This is a genomic window from Vibrio sp. T20 (assembly GCF_007858795.1).
Classification (GTDB): domain Bacteria; phylum Pseudomonadota; class Gammaproteobacteria; order Enterobacterales; family Vibrionaceae; genus Vibrio; species Vibrio satsumensis.
Genome location: NZ_VFEB01000078.1, coordinates 47,038 through 65,407 on the forward strand (window position 1 = coordinate 47,038; position 18,370 = coordinate 65,407).

Annotated in this window: 15 protein-coding genes; 8 read left to right on the forward strand and 7 right to left on the reverse strand. The window is 44.6% G+C overall.

The features are described 5' to 3' along the window. Nucleotides 1-92: 92 nt before the first annotated feature. Nucleotides 93-1,472 (reverse strand): PhoH family protein, encoded by a 1,380-nt coding sequence (locus FTW16_RS06395; RefSeq protein WP_146490474.1) that lies wholly within the window; start codon nt 1,470-1,472, stop codon nt 93-95. 466 nt (nt 1,473-1,938) lie between these two features. On the opposite strand from FTW16_RS06395, the gene rapA reads away from it, so the two are divergent. Continuing rightward, nucleotides 1,939-4,848: an RNA polymerase-associated protein RapA gene (gene rapA / locus FTW16_RS06400; protein ID WP_146490475.1), complete on the forward strand. Its 2,910-nt coding sequence runs from the start codon at nt 1,939-1,941 to the stop codon at nt 4,846-4,848. Between the two features lie 111 nt (nt 4,849-4,959). On the opposite strand, the gene FTW16_RS06405 is transcribed toward rapA, so the two are convergent. After that, complete coding sequence (locus tag FTW16_RS06405) at nt 4,960-6,237, reverse strand: NRAMP family divalent metal transporter (protein WP_146490476.1); 1,278 nt, start codon at nt 6,235-6,237, stop codon at nt 4,960-4,962. 158 nt (nt 6,238-6,395) lie between these two features. On the opposite strand from FTW16_RS06405, the gene FTW16_RS06410 reads away from it, so the two are divergent. Both FTW16_RS06410 and FTW16_RS06415 read left to right on the forward strand, forming a co-directional pair. Further along, the gene (locus FTW16_RS06410; RefSeq protein ID WP_146490477.1) at nt 6,396-7,130 is read left to right on the forward strand and encodes a pseudouridine synthase; all 735 of its coding nucleotides are present in this window, start codon (nt 6,396-6,398) and stop codon (nt 7,128-7,130) included. A 34-nt stretch (nt 7,131-7,164) separates the two neighbouring features. Next, nucleotides 7,165-8,127 (forward strand): D-2-hydroxyacid dehydrogenase, encoded by a 963-nt coding sequence (locus FTW16_RS06415; RefSeq protein ID WP_146490478.1) that lies wholly within the window; start codon nt 7,165-7,167, stop codon nt 8,125-8,127. Between the two features lie 85 nt (nt 8,128-8,212). Here the strand turns inward: FTW16_RS06415 and FTW16_RS06420 are convergent, their stop codons facing one another. From FTW16_RS06420 to argR, 4 genes are all read right to left on the reverse strand, one after another. After that, nucleotides 8,213-8,650, reverse strand: a complete 438-nt coding sequence (locus FTW16_RS06420; protein ID WP_010434405.1) for a universal stress protein — start codon at nt 8,648-8,650, stop codon at nt 8,213-8,215. A 107-nt stretch (nt 8,651-8,757) separates the two neighbouring features. Then, a complete protein-coding gene (locus FTW16_RS06425) occupies nt 8,758-11,337 on the reverse strand; it encodes a TRAP transporter permease (protein ID WP_146490479.1) in 2,580 nt (859 codons plus the stop codon). Between the two features lie 255 nt (nt 11,338-11,592). Then, nucleotides 11,593-12,561: a TAXI family TRAP transporter solute-binding subunit gene (locus FTW16_RS06430; protein ID WP_017061374.1), complete on the reverse strand. Its 969-nt coding sequence runs from the start codon at nt 12,559-12,561 to the stop codon at nt 11,593-11,595. A gap of 342 nt (nt 12,562-12,903) precedes the next feature. Next, nucleotides 12,904-13,374 carry a transcriptional regulator ArgR gene (gene argR, locus FTW16_RS06435; RefSeq protein WP_004740827.1) on the reverse strand — a complete coding sequence of 157 codons (471 nt, stop codon included), beginning with the start codon at nt 13,372-13,374 and terminating at the stop codon, nt 12,904-12,906. Between the two features lie 332 nt (nt 13,375-13,706). Here argR and mdh point away from each other — a divergent pair, with 332 nt between their 5' ends. Both mdh and FTW16_RS06445 read left to right on the forward strand, forming a co-directional pair. Further along, nucleotides 13,707-14,642, forward strand: coding sequence for a malate dehydrogenase (mdh, locus tag FTW16_RS06440; protein ID WP_009847834.1), 936 nt, complete (start codon nt 13,707-13,709; stop codon nt 14,640-14,642). Nucleotides 14,643-14,767: 125 nt separating this feature from the next. Then, nucleotides 14,768-14,959, forward strand: coding sequence for a hypothetical protein (locus tag FTW16_RS06445; protein ID WP_017061375.1), 192 nt, complete (start codon nt 14,768-14,770; stop codon nt 14,957-14,959). A gap of 95 nt (nt 14,960-15,054) precedes the next feature. Here FTW16_RS06445 and ispB read toward each other — a convergent pair whose 3' ends face one another. Then, nucleotides 15,055-16,026 (reverse strand): octaprenyl diphosphate synthase, encoded by a 972-nt coding sequence (gene ispB, locus FTW16_RS06450; protein WP_146490480.1) that lies wholly within the window; start codon nt 16,024-16,026, stop codon nt 15,055-15,057. A gap of 268 nt (nt 16,027-16,294) precedes the next feature. Between ispB and rplU the strand changes: the two genes are divergently transcribed. The 3 genes from rplU (at nt 16,295) to cgtA (ending at nt 18,361) form a co-directional block, all read left to right on the forward strand. After that, nucleotides 16,295-16,606: a 50S ribosomal protein L21 gene (gene rplU, locus FTW16_RS06455; protein WP_004740823.1), complete on the forward strand. Its 312-nt coding sequence runs from the start codon at nt 16,295-16,297 to the stop codon at nt 16,604-16,606. Between the two features lie 19 nt (nt 16,607-16,625). Continuing rightward, nucleotides 16,626-16,883 carry a 50S ribosomal protein L27 gene (gene rpmA / locus FTW16_RS06460; RefSeq protein ID WP_004735905.1) on the forward strand — a complete coding sequence of 86 codons (258 nt, stop codon included), beginning with the start codon at nt 16,626-16,628 and terminating at the stop codon, nt 16,881-16,883. A gap of 305 nt (nt 16,884-17,188) precedes the next feature. Continuing rightward, nucleotides 17,189-18,361, forward strand: a complete 1,173-nt coding sequence (cgtA, locus tag FTW16_RS06465; protein ID WP_017061377.1) for an Obg family GTPase CgtA — start codon at nt 17,189-17,191, stop codon at nt 18,359-18,361. Nucleotides 18,362-18,370: the final 9 nt, after the last annotated feature.

Consider the following 18,370-nt stretch of genomic DNA (forward strand, 5'->3'; position numbering starts at 1 on the left):
AAAACTCTCGTCATAAAATAGATTGAAAGCGCCTCCAATGTGAGGCGCTTTTTTGTTTTTAGGTTACTGATTCAGTGAACAAACATAACTGTCTACATGTTCTCTTCAGCAAACTCTGCCAGTCGGCTACGTACCACACCATTAAGGTGGATATTGGCACTGCCTTCGAAGTTTTTAAAACGCTCGACCATGTAGGTGAGGCCTGACGTCACAGGGGTTAAGTAGGAAGAATCTATCTGAGCCAGGTTTCCTGAACAGACGATCTTGGTACCTTCACCACAACGGGTGATGATGGTTTTGATTTGAGACGCGGTGAGGTTCTGACACTCATCCAGAAGTACAAACGCATTCTGGATCGAGCGGCCACGCATGAAGTTGATGGATTTGAACTGGATATTGGCTTTATCGCAGATGTATTTCATCGACCCTTCGGTACAGTGATCATTCTTGTGCAGCGCCTCGAGTGTATCGGTCACTGCAGCTAACCAAGGTAACATTTTCTCTTCCTCGGTTCCGGGAAGGAAACCAATGGATTCACCGATGTCCGGTGTGTTTCGGGTTACGATGATCTTATCGAAATGTTTGCGCTCAATGGTTTGTTCAAGAGCGGCTGCCATGGCAAGCAAGGTTTTCCCGCTCCCCGCAGCACCAGTTAAAATCACCAAATCAATATCGGGATCAAGTAAGGCATCAATCGCCATGCCTTGATAGACGTTCTTTGGTGTGATGTCCCATGCCCTGCGATTCATCAGTCTTTCGCGGCTGAGGTCTCTCAGGGTAATGCTTTCCGGCTCAATTTCTTCGACTCGAGCCGCAAAGTCACTCTCCTCGTCAATCACATATTGATTGAGGAAAGTGGGCTCGAACGGCGTTCTTGCTAAGGTGTGCAGCGTCTTTCCGCCTAAACTTCTGCTCTCGACATTATCGATACAATCCCAAAATGCGCCTTCCAGTTGTTGGAAGCCTTTGGTGAGGTATTGGATATCATCAATCAGTTGGTCGGTTTGATAGTCCTCAACAAAACGGACACCGGCTCCTTTGGCTCGCAAACGCATGTTGATGTCTTTGGTAATAAGAACCACTTCGCGCGGCGCGCGTTTATTTTGAAGATAGAGGACGGCGTTGAGGATTCGGTTATCGCCTGCCTTGTCATCGGCGAAGGCTTTGATGCTTTCTTGAAGTTCGTAATCAGCGAGTATTGAAATACTGCCAGATGCGTTTATGTCTTTAGAAAAAGGGATGCCTTCCGATATTTGATCTGGTGTGGCTTCCCTGAACAGGTCTTCGAGCGTTCGAATCGCAATTCTCGCATCTCGAGCAACGTCTCTTTTACTGTCTTTAATTCTGTCGAGTTCTTCTAGCACTGTCATGGGGATAACGACATCGTGCTCTTGGAAAGAAAATATAGCGAAGGGTTCGTGAAGTAGGATATTGGTGTCTAAAACAAATAGCTTCCGGTTGGTCTCGCCCATAGCATCTCCTTGCCGTAGTACGGCTTGCTTTGCATCGATTGAACGTAGATAAAGCTCATATAAAGATTAGTATCTGATTCTGGTGATAGTCAACTACTCACCTAAACTTCATCTAGAGGAACAGCGCCATATTGTGATGAGTGAATATGGCGTATTCGTTTGAGAGCGGCAATCTGCTACCTATAGATTAACCATGAATTTTTGACAGTTTGATTGCACTGGCGAAAACAGAAAAAAAGCACGAAATCATCTCCTTTAGGCGTGACCTAAATCACAGCATCGAGTAAGATTAGCGACCTTTTTCTGCACCATTTTCTCGAGATATTTATTATTGAGAGCGCACTTAAAAAGTGGCTGCAAACTAGGCATTTTTGGCTATATTTTTAGTTCAGGAGCGAGAACGTTCTTGTTTGAAACTGCAGTTAAAAAGACCAAATTCCAACTATAAGATTGAGGTAGTCGATTCATGACATTTGCTTTGGGGCAACGCTGGATAAGCGATACGGAGAGCGATTTAGGTTTAGGTACCGTTGTAGCAATGGATGCTCGCACAGTGACACTAATGTTTGCAGCGTCAGAAGAAAACCGTGTTTATGCACGTACTGATGCTCCCGTAACCCGAGTAACGTTTAATGTAGGCGATGTCATCGAATGCCAAGAAGGTTGGTCTCTGTCTGTCGAAGAAGTTATCGAAGACAAAGGGCTGCTAACCTACTTAGGTACTCGCGAAGATACCCAAGAAACAGAAGTCACTCTGCGTGAAATCTTCTTAAGCAACCAGATCCGATTTAACAAGCCACAAGATAAACTGTACGCGGGTCAAATCGACCGTATGGACAACTTTGTGTTGCGTTACCGCGCGCTGAGCAACCAGTACCAACAACACAAGAGCCCTATGCGTGGCTTGTGTGGTATGCGTGCTGGCTTAATCCCTCATCAGCTATACATCGCTCATGAAGTGGGGCGTCGTCACGCTCCGCGTGTTTTACTGGCCGATGAAGTTGGCCTAGGTAAAACCATCGAAGCGGGCATGATCATCCACCAACAGGTGCTGTCTGGCCGTGCTGAACGTATTCTTATTGTGGTTCCTGAAACGCTACAACATCAATGGTTAGTAGAGATGATGCGTCGTTTCAATCTGCACTTCTCTATCTTTGACGAAGAGCGTTGTATCGAAGCGTTTGCTGAATCAGACAACCCATTTGATACCCAGCAATACGTTTTGTGTTCTTTGGACTTCCTACGTAAGAGCCGCAAGCGCTACGAGCAAGCTCTTGAAGGTGAGTGGGATCTGTTGGTTGTCGATGAAGCACACCACCTTGAGTGGAGCCAAGATAAGCCAAGCCGTGAATACCAAGTGGTTGAAGGCTTAGCTGAAAACACCTCTGGCGTCTTGCTGCTGACAGCAACCCCTGAACAGTTGGGTCGTGAGAGTCACTTTGCGCGTCTGCGTCTGCTTGATCCTGACCGCTTCTACGATTACGAAGCATTCGTTGAAGAAGAAGACCAATACGCGCCTGTTGCTGATGCAGTAACGGCACTGTTTTCTGGCGTGAAGCTTGAAAATAGCGCGAAGAACCAGATTACAGAGCTTCTGTCTGAGCAAGATGTTGAGCCTCTATTCCGCGTCATCGAAGGCGATAGCAGCGAAGAAGAGCAAGCGCTAGCTCGCCAAGAATTGATTGATAACCTTATGGATCGCCACGGTACAGGTCGTGTTCTATTTAGAAACACGCGTGCTGCCATCAAAGGCTTCCCTAAGCGTAATGTAAACCTACTGCCGATGGACATTCCAACGCAGTACACAACCTCGATGCGTGTATCGGGCATGATCGGCGGCAAGATGGCACCAGAAGCTCGTGCGATGAAGATGCTGTACCCAGAAGAGATCTTCCAAGAGTTTGAAGGTGAAGACTCAAGCTGGTGGCAGTTCGATTCACGCGTTAACTGGTTGATTGAAAAGATTCAAGACAAGCGCAGCGAAAAGATCCTAGTGATCGCTTCTCGTGCAAGTACTGCACTTCAATTAGAGCAAGCACTGCGTGAGCGTGAAGGTGTACGTGCAACGGTATTCCACGAAGGCATGTCGATTCTAGAGCGTGATAAAGCTGCGGCTTACTTTGCTCAAGAAGAGGGCGGCGCTCAGGTTCTTATTTGTAGTGAAATCGGCTCTGAAGGTCGTAACTTCCAGTTCGCTAACCAATTAGTGATGTTTGATCTACCATTCAACCCAGACTTGCTTGAGCAACGTATTGGTCGTTTGGATCGTATTGGTCAGCTGCGTGATATCGACATTCATATTCCTTATCTAAAAGGTACATCACAGGCGATTCTAGCGCGTTGGTTCGATGAAGGTCTGAACGCATTTGCAGAGACGTGCCCTACAGGTCGCACAGTTTACGACAAGTACTCAGATGTTCTTATCGAGATGCTAGCTTCTGGTAACACCGAGCAACTTGATGAAGTGATTGAGGAGTCTGCCAAGCTAAACCAAAGCCTTAAATCAGATCTAGAAAAAGGCCGAGATCGCCTATTAGAAATGCATTCAAACGGCGGCGATAAAGCGCATGAAATTGCAGAAAAGATCGCGTCGACTGACGGTGATACTAATCTAGTGACTTTCGCACTGAGCCTGTTCGATACGATTGGTTTGAACCAAGATGACAAGGGTGAAAATGCACTGGTTGTAACGCCATCTGAGCACATGATGGTGCCAAGCTACCCAGGCTTACCATACGAAGGCGCAACTATCACGTTTGATCGTGATACTGCGCTTTCTCGTGAAGACATGAACTTTATTAGCTGGGAACACCCAATGATTCAGGGCGGTATTGATCTGCTACTGAGCGAGGGTGTTGGTGCATCAGCGGTATCGCTACTGAAAAACAAAGCGCTGCCTGTGGGTACTATCCTGCTTGAGTTGGTTTACCTTGTCGATGCGCAAGCGCCGAAACGCAGCGGTATCAGCCAGTTCTTACCTAAGACGCCAATTCGTTTAATGATGGATGGCCGTGGTAATGACTTATCAGCTCAGGTCGAGTTCGACAGCTTTAACCGTCAATTAAGCCCTGTAAACCGTCACTTAGCGAGCAAGCTAGTTAACTCGGTACAAGGTGAGATTCACAAGCTAATCGAAGCGGGTGAGACGCACGTACTTCCTAAAGTGGAAGAAGTGCGTCAACAAGCTCAACGAGACATGCAGACTAATCTAAACGGTGAATTAGAGCGTCTACAAGCACTTAAAGCCGTGAACCCTAACATTCGTGATGAAGAGCTAGAGGTAATCGAAGCTCAAATCAATGAACTAACCGGTTACATCAGCAAAGCTCAGGTTCAGCTAGATTCATTACGCTTGATTGTGGTTTCTCACAACTAGTTTTGCACTAGTTAAACGCTTCAACGAAATAAGGCCTTCATCATGAAGGCCTTATTTTTATCTAGCGTTTGAAAGCTGTATTGGTTGTTGAAAGATGTATCGGCTGAGGAATTACATCAACCACTTCCACCAAACAAATACTGCTAAGAAACCAAATAGGTAAACAAGACCCGCGACAGACAACCATTTTAGCTTGCTGCCAATTGCTAGTGCTTCTGGAAGTTTAGCCTTGTTTACTAAGATGAAGTTAAGTAGTGCGAAGAATGGCGTAGTCGCAAAGGCGAGTACCATTGCAAAATCAAGCATTGGCATCAATGCAGCGCTAAAGAACATCACAATCGCTAGGGCCGAGATAGAGACAATGATGATCCAACCTTGCAGCATGCGTGGGCTCGATTCTTTGTTGAGTAACAGACGCTGTGATTCAGCAAGCACACGTGAGTAGCCATCGATAACGGTAATGGTACTGCCAAAGATACAGAAGAAAGCGACGATCGCAATCAGTGGACGAGACCATTCACCAATCGTAGAAGCATAAATACTAACTAGCTGGTGAGTAAAGCCAACACCAGAGCGAGACAGTTCCACGCCTGAACCGTGAAGCACTAGAGCACCCAAAGCGACAAATACCAAAGCAAGCAGTGCAGTTCCAATGTAGCCGACGTTGAAATCGAATAAGGCAGATTGAGCAGTGACTTCCTGTTTCTCTTTTTGGCTTTTTAGCCACATAGAGGTGATGCTTGAAATCTCGATAGGCGCAGGCATCCAACCCATGGTCACCACGATAAAGCCAATAGCAGCTAATGACCAAGGTGATGGTGGAACAAAAGCAGCATCCGGTTCAACGGGAGAGCCAATAGCAATCGCAACGGCAGCTAAGGTTGTGATGGTAAGGATCGCCATGATCGCTTTAGATAGTGTATCGAGCGCGCGATAATGGCCAGCAAAAAGAATGATCAAACAGGTCGCTAAAACGATCATGCACAATGTGCTGGTGGCTAATTCGAAAGGAACAAAGTAGCTAAGTAGGCTTGCACTAAATAACAGTAGTGCTGCAGTATTTACCACGGCGGAAATGGCACTCAGTATCGAAAAGGTAACAAGGTAAGGTCGGCCAAGGTTAGAGTATCCTTCCACCAAACTTTGCCCTGTGCCAAGAGTATATTGGATACCAGCTCTGAAGAATGGGTACTTAAATATGTTTACCAGGATAATAAGTGCGGCAAGCTGCCAACCATAAATCGCCCCAGCCTTGGTTGAGGCGACTAAGTGAGATCCACCTACAGCCGCTGCGGCCATCATAATACCTGGGCCAAGGGACTTGATTAAGCTTGATAGGGGAGCTGAGGCTGGTGTTTTTGTGTTGGTGGTTTTAACCGTACTTTCCATCATTTTTCCTTTGATGCTGACTTCTTATTTTCCGTTACTCTATCAATACCATGTTTCGTAAAGTCGTCAACTTTTATGTACAAAAATATTGGAAATTGTATTTAATAATAAACAAATCAACCGCAAATTATTTATTCACTAGTAATTAAGAGGCTTCAATGGCGTTAGAACAGTACACACCACCACGTGAACCGTGGATTGATATTGTCTATCAAGATGACGATATTCTTGTGGTGAACAAGCCTGCTGGCCTACTTTCAGTGCCGGGAAGATTGCCAGAACATTACGATAGTATGTGGAGTCGGTTAGTTGTCGAATTTCCGGAGATTCAAGTCGTGCATCGATTGGACATGTCGACATCGGGCTTGATGCTGCTCGCTAAACATAAACCAGCAGAGCGACATCTGAAGAAGCAATTTCAATATCGACTGACTCACAAACTCTATTACGCACGGGTATGGGGTTCAGTTGAAAAGAAAGAGGGATTGATTGACCTTCCTCTTCTTTGCGATTGGACGAATCGCCCGAAGCAGAAAGTGTGTTTCGAGGACGGTAAACCATCACAGACTCGTTATGTGGTGGAGCAACAAGAGACTCAAACCACCTTGTTGAAGTTACTGCCGATTACTGGCCGCTCTCATCAGTTACGTGTGCATTGTATGGAAATAGGGAACCCAATTGTGGGCGACGAGTTTTATGCAACGCCAGATGCGTTTAACTATAGCGATAGGTTAGCTCTGCACGCGTGTGAACTGAGTTTTTATCATCCGGCTAATGATCAGTTATTCAAAGCTTTTGTTCCATGCGAGTTTTATCCTCAAGCATCTCCGCAAATCGAACAGCACTTTGAAATTGCGCCAGAGCTTCCAGACTACGGTAAGCTAAAAGCTTAGAATGGTGCCACCAATACCAATTCAAGGACGTACAATGTCGAAGTTGAAAGTGGTTTTTCTCGACAGAGCCACCATCCCACCTCAAATTCATTTAAAACCTCTCAGCTTTGAACATCAGTGGATGGAGTATGATTTTACTGCTCCAGAGCTAGTTGCAGAGCGTATTGCGAGAGCGGATGTTGTTATCACCAATAAGGTTGTGCTTAACGCTGATAATTTAGGTCAAGCACAACAACTCAAGTTGATCGCTGTGTCAGCGACTGGCGTCAACAATGTCGATGTCGACTATTGCAAGGGTAACAATATCGCGGTGGCTAACGTACAGGGCTACGCGACTCAATCAGTGCCTGAGCATGTGATTGCAATGTTGTTTACGTTAAAGAGAAACCTTGTCGGCTATCATCAAGATATTGAAGCGGGAGAGTGGCAAAAGGATAAGCAGTTTTGTTTCTTTACACATCCGATCCAAGATATTGCAGGCAGCACATTAGGTTTGATCGGTAGTGGAAGTTTAGGGCAAGCGACCGCGATTCTGGCAAAAGCTATTGGTATAAACGTCATCTTTGCTGAGCGTAAAGGGGCAGACTGTTGTCGAGAAGGCTATTTGCCTTTTGAAACTGTTTTAAAGCAAGCGGATGCGATCAGCCTGCATTGTCCATTGACTGATGCGACCCGAAACCTGATTTCAGAGCGTGAGCTAGCAATGATGAAACCAAGTGCGGTGTTAATTAATGCTGGCCGTGGTGGATTGGTCGATGAACAAGCCTTGGTTGAAGCTTTGAAAAGTAATGAGATTGCCGGCGCAGGTATGGATGTATTTACACAAGAGCCAGCAGACAACTCAAACCCACTATTAGCTAACAGTCATTTACCCAATTTACTGTTAACACCTCACGTCGCATGGGGCAGTGACAGTTCCATTCAAAAACTGTCTGATATCTTAATCGATAACATAGATGGCTTTGTCGCAGGTCATCCGCAAAATTTAGTCAGCTAAATGGTTAGTTAAACGGCGTGAGTTAAAAACAAAAAAGGCTGGCTTTTAGGCCAACCTTTTTAGATCGTTGTGTCGATTAAGTGATTTAGCCTTGCGGCTTAACTACCAATACATTGATTGGTGAGTTCTGTACCACTTTGCTCGCAACAGAACCAAGTACCACTTTGTCGATTTTCGAACGTTTATGGCTAGGCATCACAATAAGGTCAGCCCCCAGTTTTTCTGCGTAATCTAGAATCGTTGTGTAGGTCTTGCCTTCGGCAACGTGAACCTTATACACCACTTCATCGTCAATGTGCTTATCAGCAAACTCTTTCAGCTGATTTTTAACATCAAGCTTCATTTGGTTCGCCGCATCTTTTGGGAAGTAAGACGCAACCATCGACATGTGAATGCCCGGTAGTACGTTCAGAATGTGGATTTCAGCATTGCTGTGTTTCGCGTGCCACACCGCTAGCTCGACGGCTTTATCAGAAAAGCCTTTGTCGTTAAGATCAACGGGAACAAGGATTTGTCTATACATGTATTCGTCTCTTTTTGAGCAGCGTCTAGTACATACCAAACGCTGTAATTATCTTTTCCATGTAGTAAAAAAGCCAAATAGAGTAGAGCACTACTTGGCTCTATCCATTACGCGCTAATCTCATCCTTACGAGCACGCCTTCTTTGGTTCATTGCTAAACCAATTAAAATCAGTAGGGCAGGTAAGAATACCCACTCTTTCATTGGTCGATCTGCATCTTGGATAACGGATTTAATTTCCCAATCAAAGTCAATGCCAGCGGCTTCTGCAGGGCTACCAAACTCAACCATATCAACAATCATCTTGTCGTCAGTTTGTGTCAGCATTAGGCCCATTGAAGCAATGCGGTCTTCACTTGTTGTCGCAGAATCTTCAAATGGAAGGCGGACTGTTTTCTCAGAATAGTTACCTTCTAAGTTTTCGCCACCTACTCTCAATTCAAGTGATTGTCCCACAGATAAATTTTCTGTGATTTGAGCGATCTCAACTCCTGGCGAAAGAACTTTCTCTGGATAAATCATGTCCCACCAGAAACCAGGGCGGAAGAAAGAGAAGGTCAGAACGATAAGCAGTATGGTTTCCCACCACTTGTTCTTAGTGAACCACCAACCTTGTGTCGCTGCAGCAAAGATAAGTACCGCAGTAATAGAAGAGAAAATCGTTAGAGCTAAGTGCCACCAAGAATCAATGCCCATCAACAGTAGTTGGGTATTGAATATGAACATGAACGGTAAGATTGCGGTCCGGATATCGTAGGTAAAGCCTTGAATACCCGTACGAATTGGATCGGATTTCGCAATCGCGGCTGCCGCAAATGCTGCCAGACCTACCGGAGGTGTGTCATCCGCAAGAATACCGAAGTAGAACACGAATAAGTGAACCGCAATCAGTGGAATGATCAAGCCGTGCGCTGCACCTAAGGTAACAATTACCGGCGCCATCAGTGTTGAAACAACGATGTAGTTCGCCGTTGTTGGCAAGCCCATACCTAAGATCAAGCTGATTACTGCAGTAAATAGCAGCATAAGGATGATGCTACCGCCTGAGATAAACTCAACGAAATCCGTCATTACAAGACCGATACCCGTTAGAGTCACCACGCCAACAACCGTACCTGCAGCTGCTGTTGCTACACCGATACCTATCATGTTACGTGCGCCTGAAACCAAGCTCTCAGCTAGATCAACGAAGCCAGCTTTGGTTTGCTCTGCAAGATCGTCTGATTTGTTCATCAGAGTCATTAAAGGACGCTGAGTGATCAAAATGAAGATCATGAATACGGTTGCCCAGAAGGCAGACAGACCTGGGGAGAAACGTTCAACCGTTAAACACCAAACTAGCACTACGATAGGCAGTAGGAAGTGCAAACCAGATTTAATCGTTGGACCTGGATCTGGAACTTCTTTCAGGTCTGCATCGATCTCCATGCCGCCTTCAGCTGCGTATTTTGCTGATACGCGAACCAGAGCAACATAAGCGATCAATAGCGCCACAGTTACGATTGGTGTTGCAGCATCGCCAAAGACATCTTTCGTCCAACCGACACCGTAGTAAACCGCAGCACTGATAACACATAGACCTAAAATGGTTCCAGTGAAAGAGAGTAGGCTTTGTACGATAGTTGGTGTGTGGCGACGAGGTAGGCCAGTCATACCTGCTTTACATGCTTCTAGGTGAACAATGTAAATCAGAGCAATATAAGAGATCAGAGCTGGAAGTAGCGCCGCCTTGATTACTTCTACATACGAGATGCCCACATATTCAACCATCAGGAATGCCGCAGCACCCATGATAGGTGGCGTTAGCTGACCGTTGGTTGAAGCTGCTACTTCTACTGCACCAGCTTTTGTGCCCGGGAAGCCAACGCGCTTCATTAGCGGGATAGTAAAGGTACCTGTGGTAACAACGTTTGCAATCGAAGAGCCTGATACCAGACCAGATAAACCAGACGCTACAACGGCTGCTTTCGCTGGGCCGCCCTTCATGTGACCAAGCAGAGAGAATGCAACTTTGATGAAGTAAGCACCAGCACCAGCACGTTCTAGCATTGCACCAAACAGTACAAACAAGAATACGAATGACGTTGATACGCCAAGAGCTACACCGAATACACCTTCTGTTGTTAACCACAGGTGCGACATTGCCTTGTTCAGGCTCGCACCTTTGTGGGCAATAACGTCTGGCATGTGAGGGCCACCAAAGGTGTAAAGTAGGAATACTGCCGCCACAACCATAAGAGGTGGACCTAAAGCGCGTCGTGTTGCTTCAAGCAGTAGAACCATACCGAATACGGCCGCAACAATATCGAATGTTGTTGGTGCACCCGAGCGACCGGCAAGTTCAGTGTAGAAAATATAGATATAAGAAGCTGAAAAACTACCTACTAGCGCCAATATCCAGTCGACTGCAGGAATGCGATCCCGAGGCGAGTTTTTCATAGCTGGATAAGCGGTAAAGGCTAAGAAAATAGCAAACGTAAGGTGAATTGCTCGAGCTTCAGTGTCGTTTAAAATTGCGAAGTTAAAAATGAACGGCAGCGGAGATGCATACCAAAGTTGGAACAGTGACCAACATAGAGGCACAAACCATAAAATACGGCCTTGGATACCACGAGGGCTACGCGCACCAGTATCTGATTGTGCCACCATTTCTTGCACATCTGGAGACGGTGATGTTGTCTGCGTCATGTACTTTATCCTTATTATTGATGGTCTGCCTTTTCTTACGAACAACCAAACGTTATTTATTTCCTATCTAGTGTAGTGAATGGATAGGGAAATGCGTTCTTTGTTCGTCTTTGTCTTAGGCTTGATACGAAGGTAAGTCCTCCAAATTGGAGAAACTTAAAGGGTTGCTCTTTTCACTTAAGTTATTTTTATAAAACGTGAAAAGCCAATAAGGAGGGCTAGCCTCCTTATTGGTGTAGTAGGCTTAAAGTAGAATTACTTTAGAAGGCCCACTTCTTTGTAGTATTTTGCTGCGCCTGGGTGAAGAGGGATAGAGATACCCGCTTTAACCATGTCTTCTTTTTTCAGGTTAGCAAATGCTGGATGTAGACGTTTGAAAGTGTCAAAGTTTTCAAATACTGCCTTAGCAACGTTGTATGCAACTTCTTCAGAAACGTCTGAAGTTGTTACCATTGTTGCTGCAACACCGAAGCTGTTTACGTCAGCGTCAGTACCACGGTACATGCCAGCAGGAACTGTGCTGTAAGCGTAGTATGGGTTTTCAGCTACGATCTTGTCGATCTGGGGACCTGTTGCTGAAACCAGTTTTGCATCACAAGACGTTGTTGCTTCTTTGATTGATCCGTTCGGGTGACCAACCATGTAGATGAATGCATCAATCTTGTTATCACAAAGTGCTTGTGAACGCTCAGAACCTTTAAGTTCAGAAGCAAGCTTGAAGCTGTCGTTCGTCCAACCCATAGCGTCCATTACAACACCCATCGTTGCACGGTCACCAGAGCCTGGATTACCAATGTTTACGCGCTTACCAGCTAGGTCAGAAACATTGTTGATGCCAGCATCGGTACGAGCGATGATGTTGAACGGTTCTGTATGTAGAGAGAACATAGCGCGAAGTTTCTTGTATTCGCCCTGATCTTTGAACTTACTTGTACCGTTGTAGCCGTGGTATTGCCAGTCCGATTGAACAACACCGAAATCTAGTTCACCAGCACGGATGGTGTTAACGTTGTAGATTGAACCACCAGTAGACTCTACAGAACAACGAATGTTGTGGTCTTTGCGGCCCTTGTTCACTAGTTTACAAATTGCACCACCAGTCGGATAGTAAACACCCGTCACTGAACCAGTACCAATTGTGATGAACTCTTGAGCGTTAACAGCGCCAGCGCCCATTACAGCAGCTGCAATAGCACCAACTTTAATAAGTTTGGTAAATGCCATGAATTTCCCTTCCTTTATTCATTATTAACCCTGAAACAAGTGTAGTCGTTTCTGGAGTTTCCTATTTGGAAACGGCACCTTTTTCAATCCATGTGATGAAAAAGTGGCTGAATAATATCAAAAATTGGCAGAAAATTACTCGAATGTTAAAAGATATAGCTAAAAAATCTAACAAATGATGTCTAGATCTCGTGTTTAATTTGCTACTGAGTTTTTTAAAATCAATGATTTAGTGTAATTTCGGGAGGGGAGCATGGATATTCTAGGATGTGATTTGGATCACGAAGCGAATAGATGCTCGTGATCCATTAGTAAGGCTGATAGTTATGAAACTGTGATCAATTATCCTGCGTATTCAAACAGTTCGCACACAGAATCAAACAGTTGCTTAGTGGTAACCGATAACGTTGGAGTAATAAAGATAGTGTCATCACCCGCGACCACACCCAATATGCCTTCCGACTTACCTAGTGAGTCTAATAAGCGAGCAATAAGCTGAGCTGCACCAGGGCCAGTGTGTATCACAACTAATGCATTGTTGTGGTCAATATCTAGTACTAATTCTCGTAAAGAGCTAGAAACTGTCGGAACACCAAGTTCAGCAGGAAGACAGTAAACCATCTCCATTTTTGCGTTACGAGTTCGAACGGCACCAAACTTGGTTAACATACGCGAGACTTTAGACTGGTTGATGCTTTCAAAACCTTCGTGTTTTAGGGCATCTACAATTTCGCCTTGTGAGCCAAAACGTTCTTCTTTTAGTAAGGCTTTAAATGCACGAACTAAGTTGTCTTGCTTTTCTGTATTGCGCATATGTCATTCTTATTCATTAACAAAGATGTTTGCATATTCTCGCATACATATTCAATTTTAGCCAAAATATCCCAGTAATTTGTTAGTTATATCACTGTAAATATTTAATAGAATAATGTGTTATTTGCGACGACTTATTTTGTTATTTCAGTTGATTATCGCCATAATGCGAACTCGCTGTGTAGCACGGTTTTATTGACTTGCGCGAAGTCGCAAAGCTAGCGTTAATTGATTGTAATCACTTTGTGATTAATATAGTTTTTTAACTTAGATTTAGCTCAAGAATTACCCTACAAAGAATTTATAAGAGAAAGCTCTCAAGGAGAATAACAATGAAAGTAGCTGTTATTGGTGCCGCTGGTGGCATCGGTCAAGCCCTAGCCCTACTACTTAAGAACCGCCTACCTGCTGGTTCAGATCTTGCACTTTACGATATCGCACCGGTAACACCGGGTGTTGCTGCCGATCTTAGCCATATCCCAACGCCTGTTTCGATCAAAGGTTACGCAGGTGAAGATCCAACACCAGCACTAGAAGGTGCGGATGTTGTACTTATTTCTGCAGGTGTTGCTCGTAAGCCTGGTATGGATCGTGCGGATCTTTTCAATGTGAACGCTGGCATTGTTAAGTCTCTTGCAGAGAAAATCGCAGTTACTTGTCCTACTGCTTGTGTTGGTATCATCACTAACCCAGTAAACACGACAGTGCCAATCGCGGCTGAAGTACTGAAAAAAGCGGGCGTTTACGACAAGCGTCGTCTATTTGGTATTACGACTCTTGATGTGATTCGTTCTGAAACGTTCGTTGCTGAACTAAAAGATAAAGATCCAGGCGACATCCGTGTTCCTGTTATCGGCGGTCACTCAGGCGTAACTATCCTTCCTCTGCTTTCTCAAGTTGAAGGCGTAGAGTTCACTGATGAAGAAATCGCAGCGCTAACGACTCGCATCCAAAATGCAGGTACGGAAGTAGTAGAAGCTAAAGCTGGCGGCGGTAGTGCGACACTGTCTATGGGTCAAGCGGCTTGTCGTTTCGGTCTTGCACTAGTTAAAGCACTTCAAGGCGAAGAGAATGTGATTGAATGCGCATACGTTGAAGGTGAAGGCGAGCACGCACCATTCTTCGCACAACCAGTTAAACTTGGCAAAGAGGGCGCTGAAGCGATCCTTAGCTACGGTGAGCTGAGCGACTTCGAACGTAACGCTTTAGATAGCATGCTTGAAACACTAAATGGCGACATTGAGATTGGTGTTGAATTCGCTAAATAAGCGAGACGCTATTTAACTCAGCCTAAAAGTTAATTAATAAGAGCCGGTCATTATGATCGGCTTTTTTGATCCTAGAATTCAAGCTACTCGTATTTTCCTCTACAACCAAGTTGAGGGTAAATTTTATGGCTACTGTTCAGAAGGGTATGAATGTCGAATATTTGGGGCACCTAGGAAAAGTATTGGTTATTGATGAGCAAGAGCAGTATGCCTTAGTAGAGACTTACAATGGGCATGAGCAATACGCAGTGCCAATGGAAGAGCTTGAAGAGATTGAAGCACAATTGCCACTATCATTAGAAGCGAGCCGATATTGAACTTGGATCTTTTATAAATATTTGTTCAAAACTAAAAAAGAGCCCTGAGGCTCTTTTTTATTATTTATATAGAAGCTAGTTGTCTATCAACGAGCTTACTTACTGCGTTTAACTGCCAAGTGTGCGAGCGTTGTTAGCGCTTGCTTATATTCAGAGTCAGGAAGTACAGAAAGCTCAGCAATCGCTTTATCGGCTTCTTCATAGGCTTTATTTGTTGTGTACTCTAAAGAGCCTGTCTCTTTCATCACAGCCATAATATCGTCGAGACGTTCCATCCCATTCGCTTTTTCAATCGCTTCACGAATCATGCTTGCTTGTTCAGAAGAACCATTGTGCATTGCGTAAAGTAGAGGCAGCGTTGGTTTGCCTTCGGCAAGATCGTCACCAACGTTCTTACCCATCTCTTTACCGTCAGCTGTGTAATCCATCACATCATCAATTAGTTGGAATGCGGTGCCTAAGTACTTACCGTAGTTCTGCATTGCTGTTTCGATTTCTGGTGATGATTCGCTAAGAATGGCACCGATTTGCGTTGCAGCTTCAAACAGGCGAGCGGTCTTAGAGTAGATCACCTGCATATAGCTTTCTTCTGTGGTGTCTGGGTTGTTGCAGTTCATTAATTGTTGAACTTCACCCTCGGCAATTACGTTTACCGCTTCGCTCATCAACTCAAGGATCTTTAAGGATCCTAGCGTTGTCATCATTTGGAATGAGCGAGTATAAATAAAGTCGCCCACCAAAACGCTAGCTGCATTACCAAAAGCGGCATTGGCTGTCGCTTTACCGCGTCTCATGTCTGATTCGTCGACAACATCATCATGGAGCAGGGTAGCGGTGTGAATAAACTCGATAAAGGCTGCTGAGGTGATGTGAGCTTCACCTTGATAACCAAGTGCACGAGCAGATAAAAGAGCAAGCAAAGGGCGTAGGCGTTTGCCACCGCCGCTAACGATATAAAAACCAAGCTGGTTGATTAAACTTACGTCAGAATTAAGTTGGGCTTGAATTGTTTCATTCACTTTTGCCATATCATTGGCAGTAAGCGTTTGGATAGCTTTAAAATCCATTGTTCATCCGGCTGAAGTTAGACCCTGTAAGGCTTATACGTTGTATTTAATTGTTGAATAATACACTAAAAAACGTTGATTAATACATCGCTAAAGGGCATGATTGCCGCACTTTTCTTTGGCGAACAGGTTTTCGCCAATTTTTTAAAAATATGGCTTGTCATAGCGCCATGATTCCCGTAGAATCTGCGCCCTATTGATTAGTTTAGCGCACACCCGAGTTGTACAATTAACAACCATAGGCTGTGCGGAAAAAGCGGAGTAAAATATGTACGCTGTTTTCCAATCTGGTGGCAAACAACACCGAGTAAGCGAAGGTCAAACACTTCGTTTAGAGAAATTAGACGTTGAAACTGGTGCAACTGTAGAATTTGATAAAGTTCTTCTTGTTGCTAACGGCGAAGAAATCGCTGTTGGTGCACCTCTTGTTGAAGGTGGCAAGGTTACTGCTGAAGTAGTACAACACGGTCGTGGCGATAAAGTAAAAATCGTTAAGTTCCGTCGTCGTAAGCACTCGCGTAAGCAAGCTGGTCACCGTCAGTGGTTCACTGAAGTGAAAATCACTGGCATTAACGCTTAAGTATTAGGAGAGTTTAACAATGGCACATAAAAAAGCTGGCGGTTCTACTAATAACGGCCGCGATTCAGAAAGCAAACGTCTTGGTGTTAAGCGTTTTGGTGGTGAATCTGTTCTTGCAGGTAACATCATCGTTCGTCAACGTGGTACTAAGTTCCACGCTGGCACAAACGTTGGCATCGGTAAAGACCACACTCTTTTCGCTCTTACTGAAGGTAAAGTGAAATTTGCTGTTAAAGGTCCTAAAAACCGTAAGTTTGTAAGCATCGAAGCTGAGTAATTTAATCTTTAACTAGATTATTTTATTAGCTTTCAAGCTGAATTCAAAAGCCCTGCCGATTCGGCAGGGTTTTTTATTTATAGCAAGAATAAAAAAGCAGACGCTCTGGCTTTACTTTTTAATAAGCAGTTTGGTTTTTAAGAAACCATTTGTTTTTTAAGAAAAAGAAAGCAAAGAACCTCTCCTTATTTGTTCCTTGGTTGCAGGTCGGCCTAGATCTTAGGTGATCGATCTAAACACGGATCTGCTAGAATTTATATCACTCCTTGATGAGTGGTAACGCAACGTAAGTGCGGAGTTAAAAAATGAAATTCGTTGATGAAGCGGTAGTAAAAATAGAAGCCGGTGATGGCGGTAATGGTACAGTTAGCTTTTGGCGCGAAAAATTCGTCGCTAAAGGTGGCCCTGACGGCGGTGACGGCGGTGACGGTGGTGATGTTTACATCCAAGCGGATGAGAACTTGAACACACTGATCGATTATCGTTTCCAACGCTTTTACAACGCAGAGCGTGGTGAGAACGGTCGCGGTGGTAACTGTACTGGTAAACGTGGTAAAGACATTACACTGAAAGTACCTGTAGGTACTCGTGCGGTTGATATCCATACCAACGAAATCGTTGCTGAAGTTGCTGAGCACGGTAAGAAAGTAATGGTTGGTAAAGGTGGTTGGCACGGTCTTGGTAACACGCGTTTTAAATCGTCTGTTAACCGTGCACCTCGTCAAAAGACAATGGGTACTAAAGGTGAAGTTCGCGAACTGCGTTTAGAGCTTCTTCTATTAGCTGACGTTGGTATGCTTGGCCTACCAAACGCAGGTAAATCTACTTTTATTCGTTCAGTATCTGCTGCGAAACCAAAAGTGGCTGATTACCCGTTCACTACCTTGATCCCAAGCTTGGGCGTGGTAAGTGTCGTTCCTGAAAAGAGCTTCGTCGTTGCCGATATCCCTGGTCTAATTGAAGGCGCAGCTGATGGCGCAGGCCTTGGTATTCGTTTCCTTAAGCACCTTGAGCGTTGTCGTGTTCTTCTGCATATGATCGATATTATGCCGATCGATCAGTCTGATCCTATTCAGAATGCACTAACGATCATTGATGAGCTTGAGCAATACAGTGAAAAAGTTTCACAGAAACCTCGTTGGTTAGTGTTCAACAAAGTTGACCTAATGCCTGAAGACGAAGCAGACGAAAAGATTCAAGAAATCATCGATGCTTTGGGTTGGGAAGGCGAGTACTTCAAGATCTCTGCTGTGAACAAAATCGGCACCAAAGATCTTTGCTTCAAACTAGGTGAGTTTATGGAAAACCTACCTCGTGAAGTTGTAGAAGTTGAAGAAGAAGAAAAAGTAGACTTTATGTGGGATGACTACCATAAAGATGCGATGAGCGGTAAGAATGTCGTCACTGAAGATGACGATGACTGGGACGATTGGGATGACGAAGAAGATGACGGTCATGTTATCTATGTTCGTGACTAATCCTCTTAG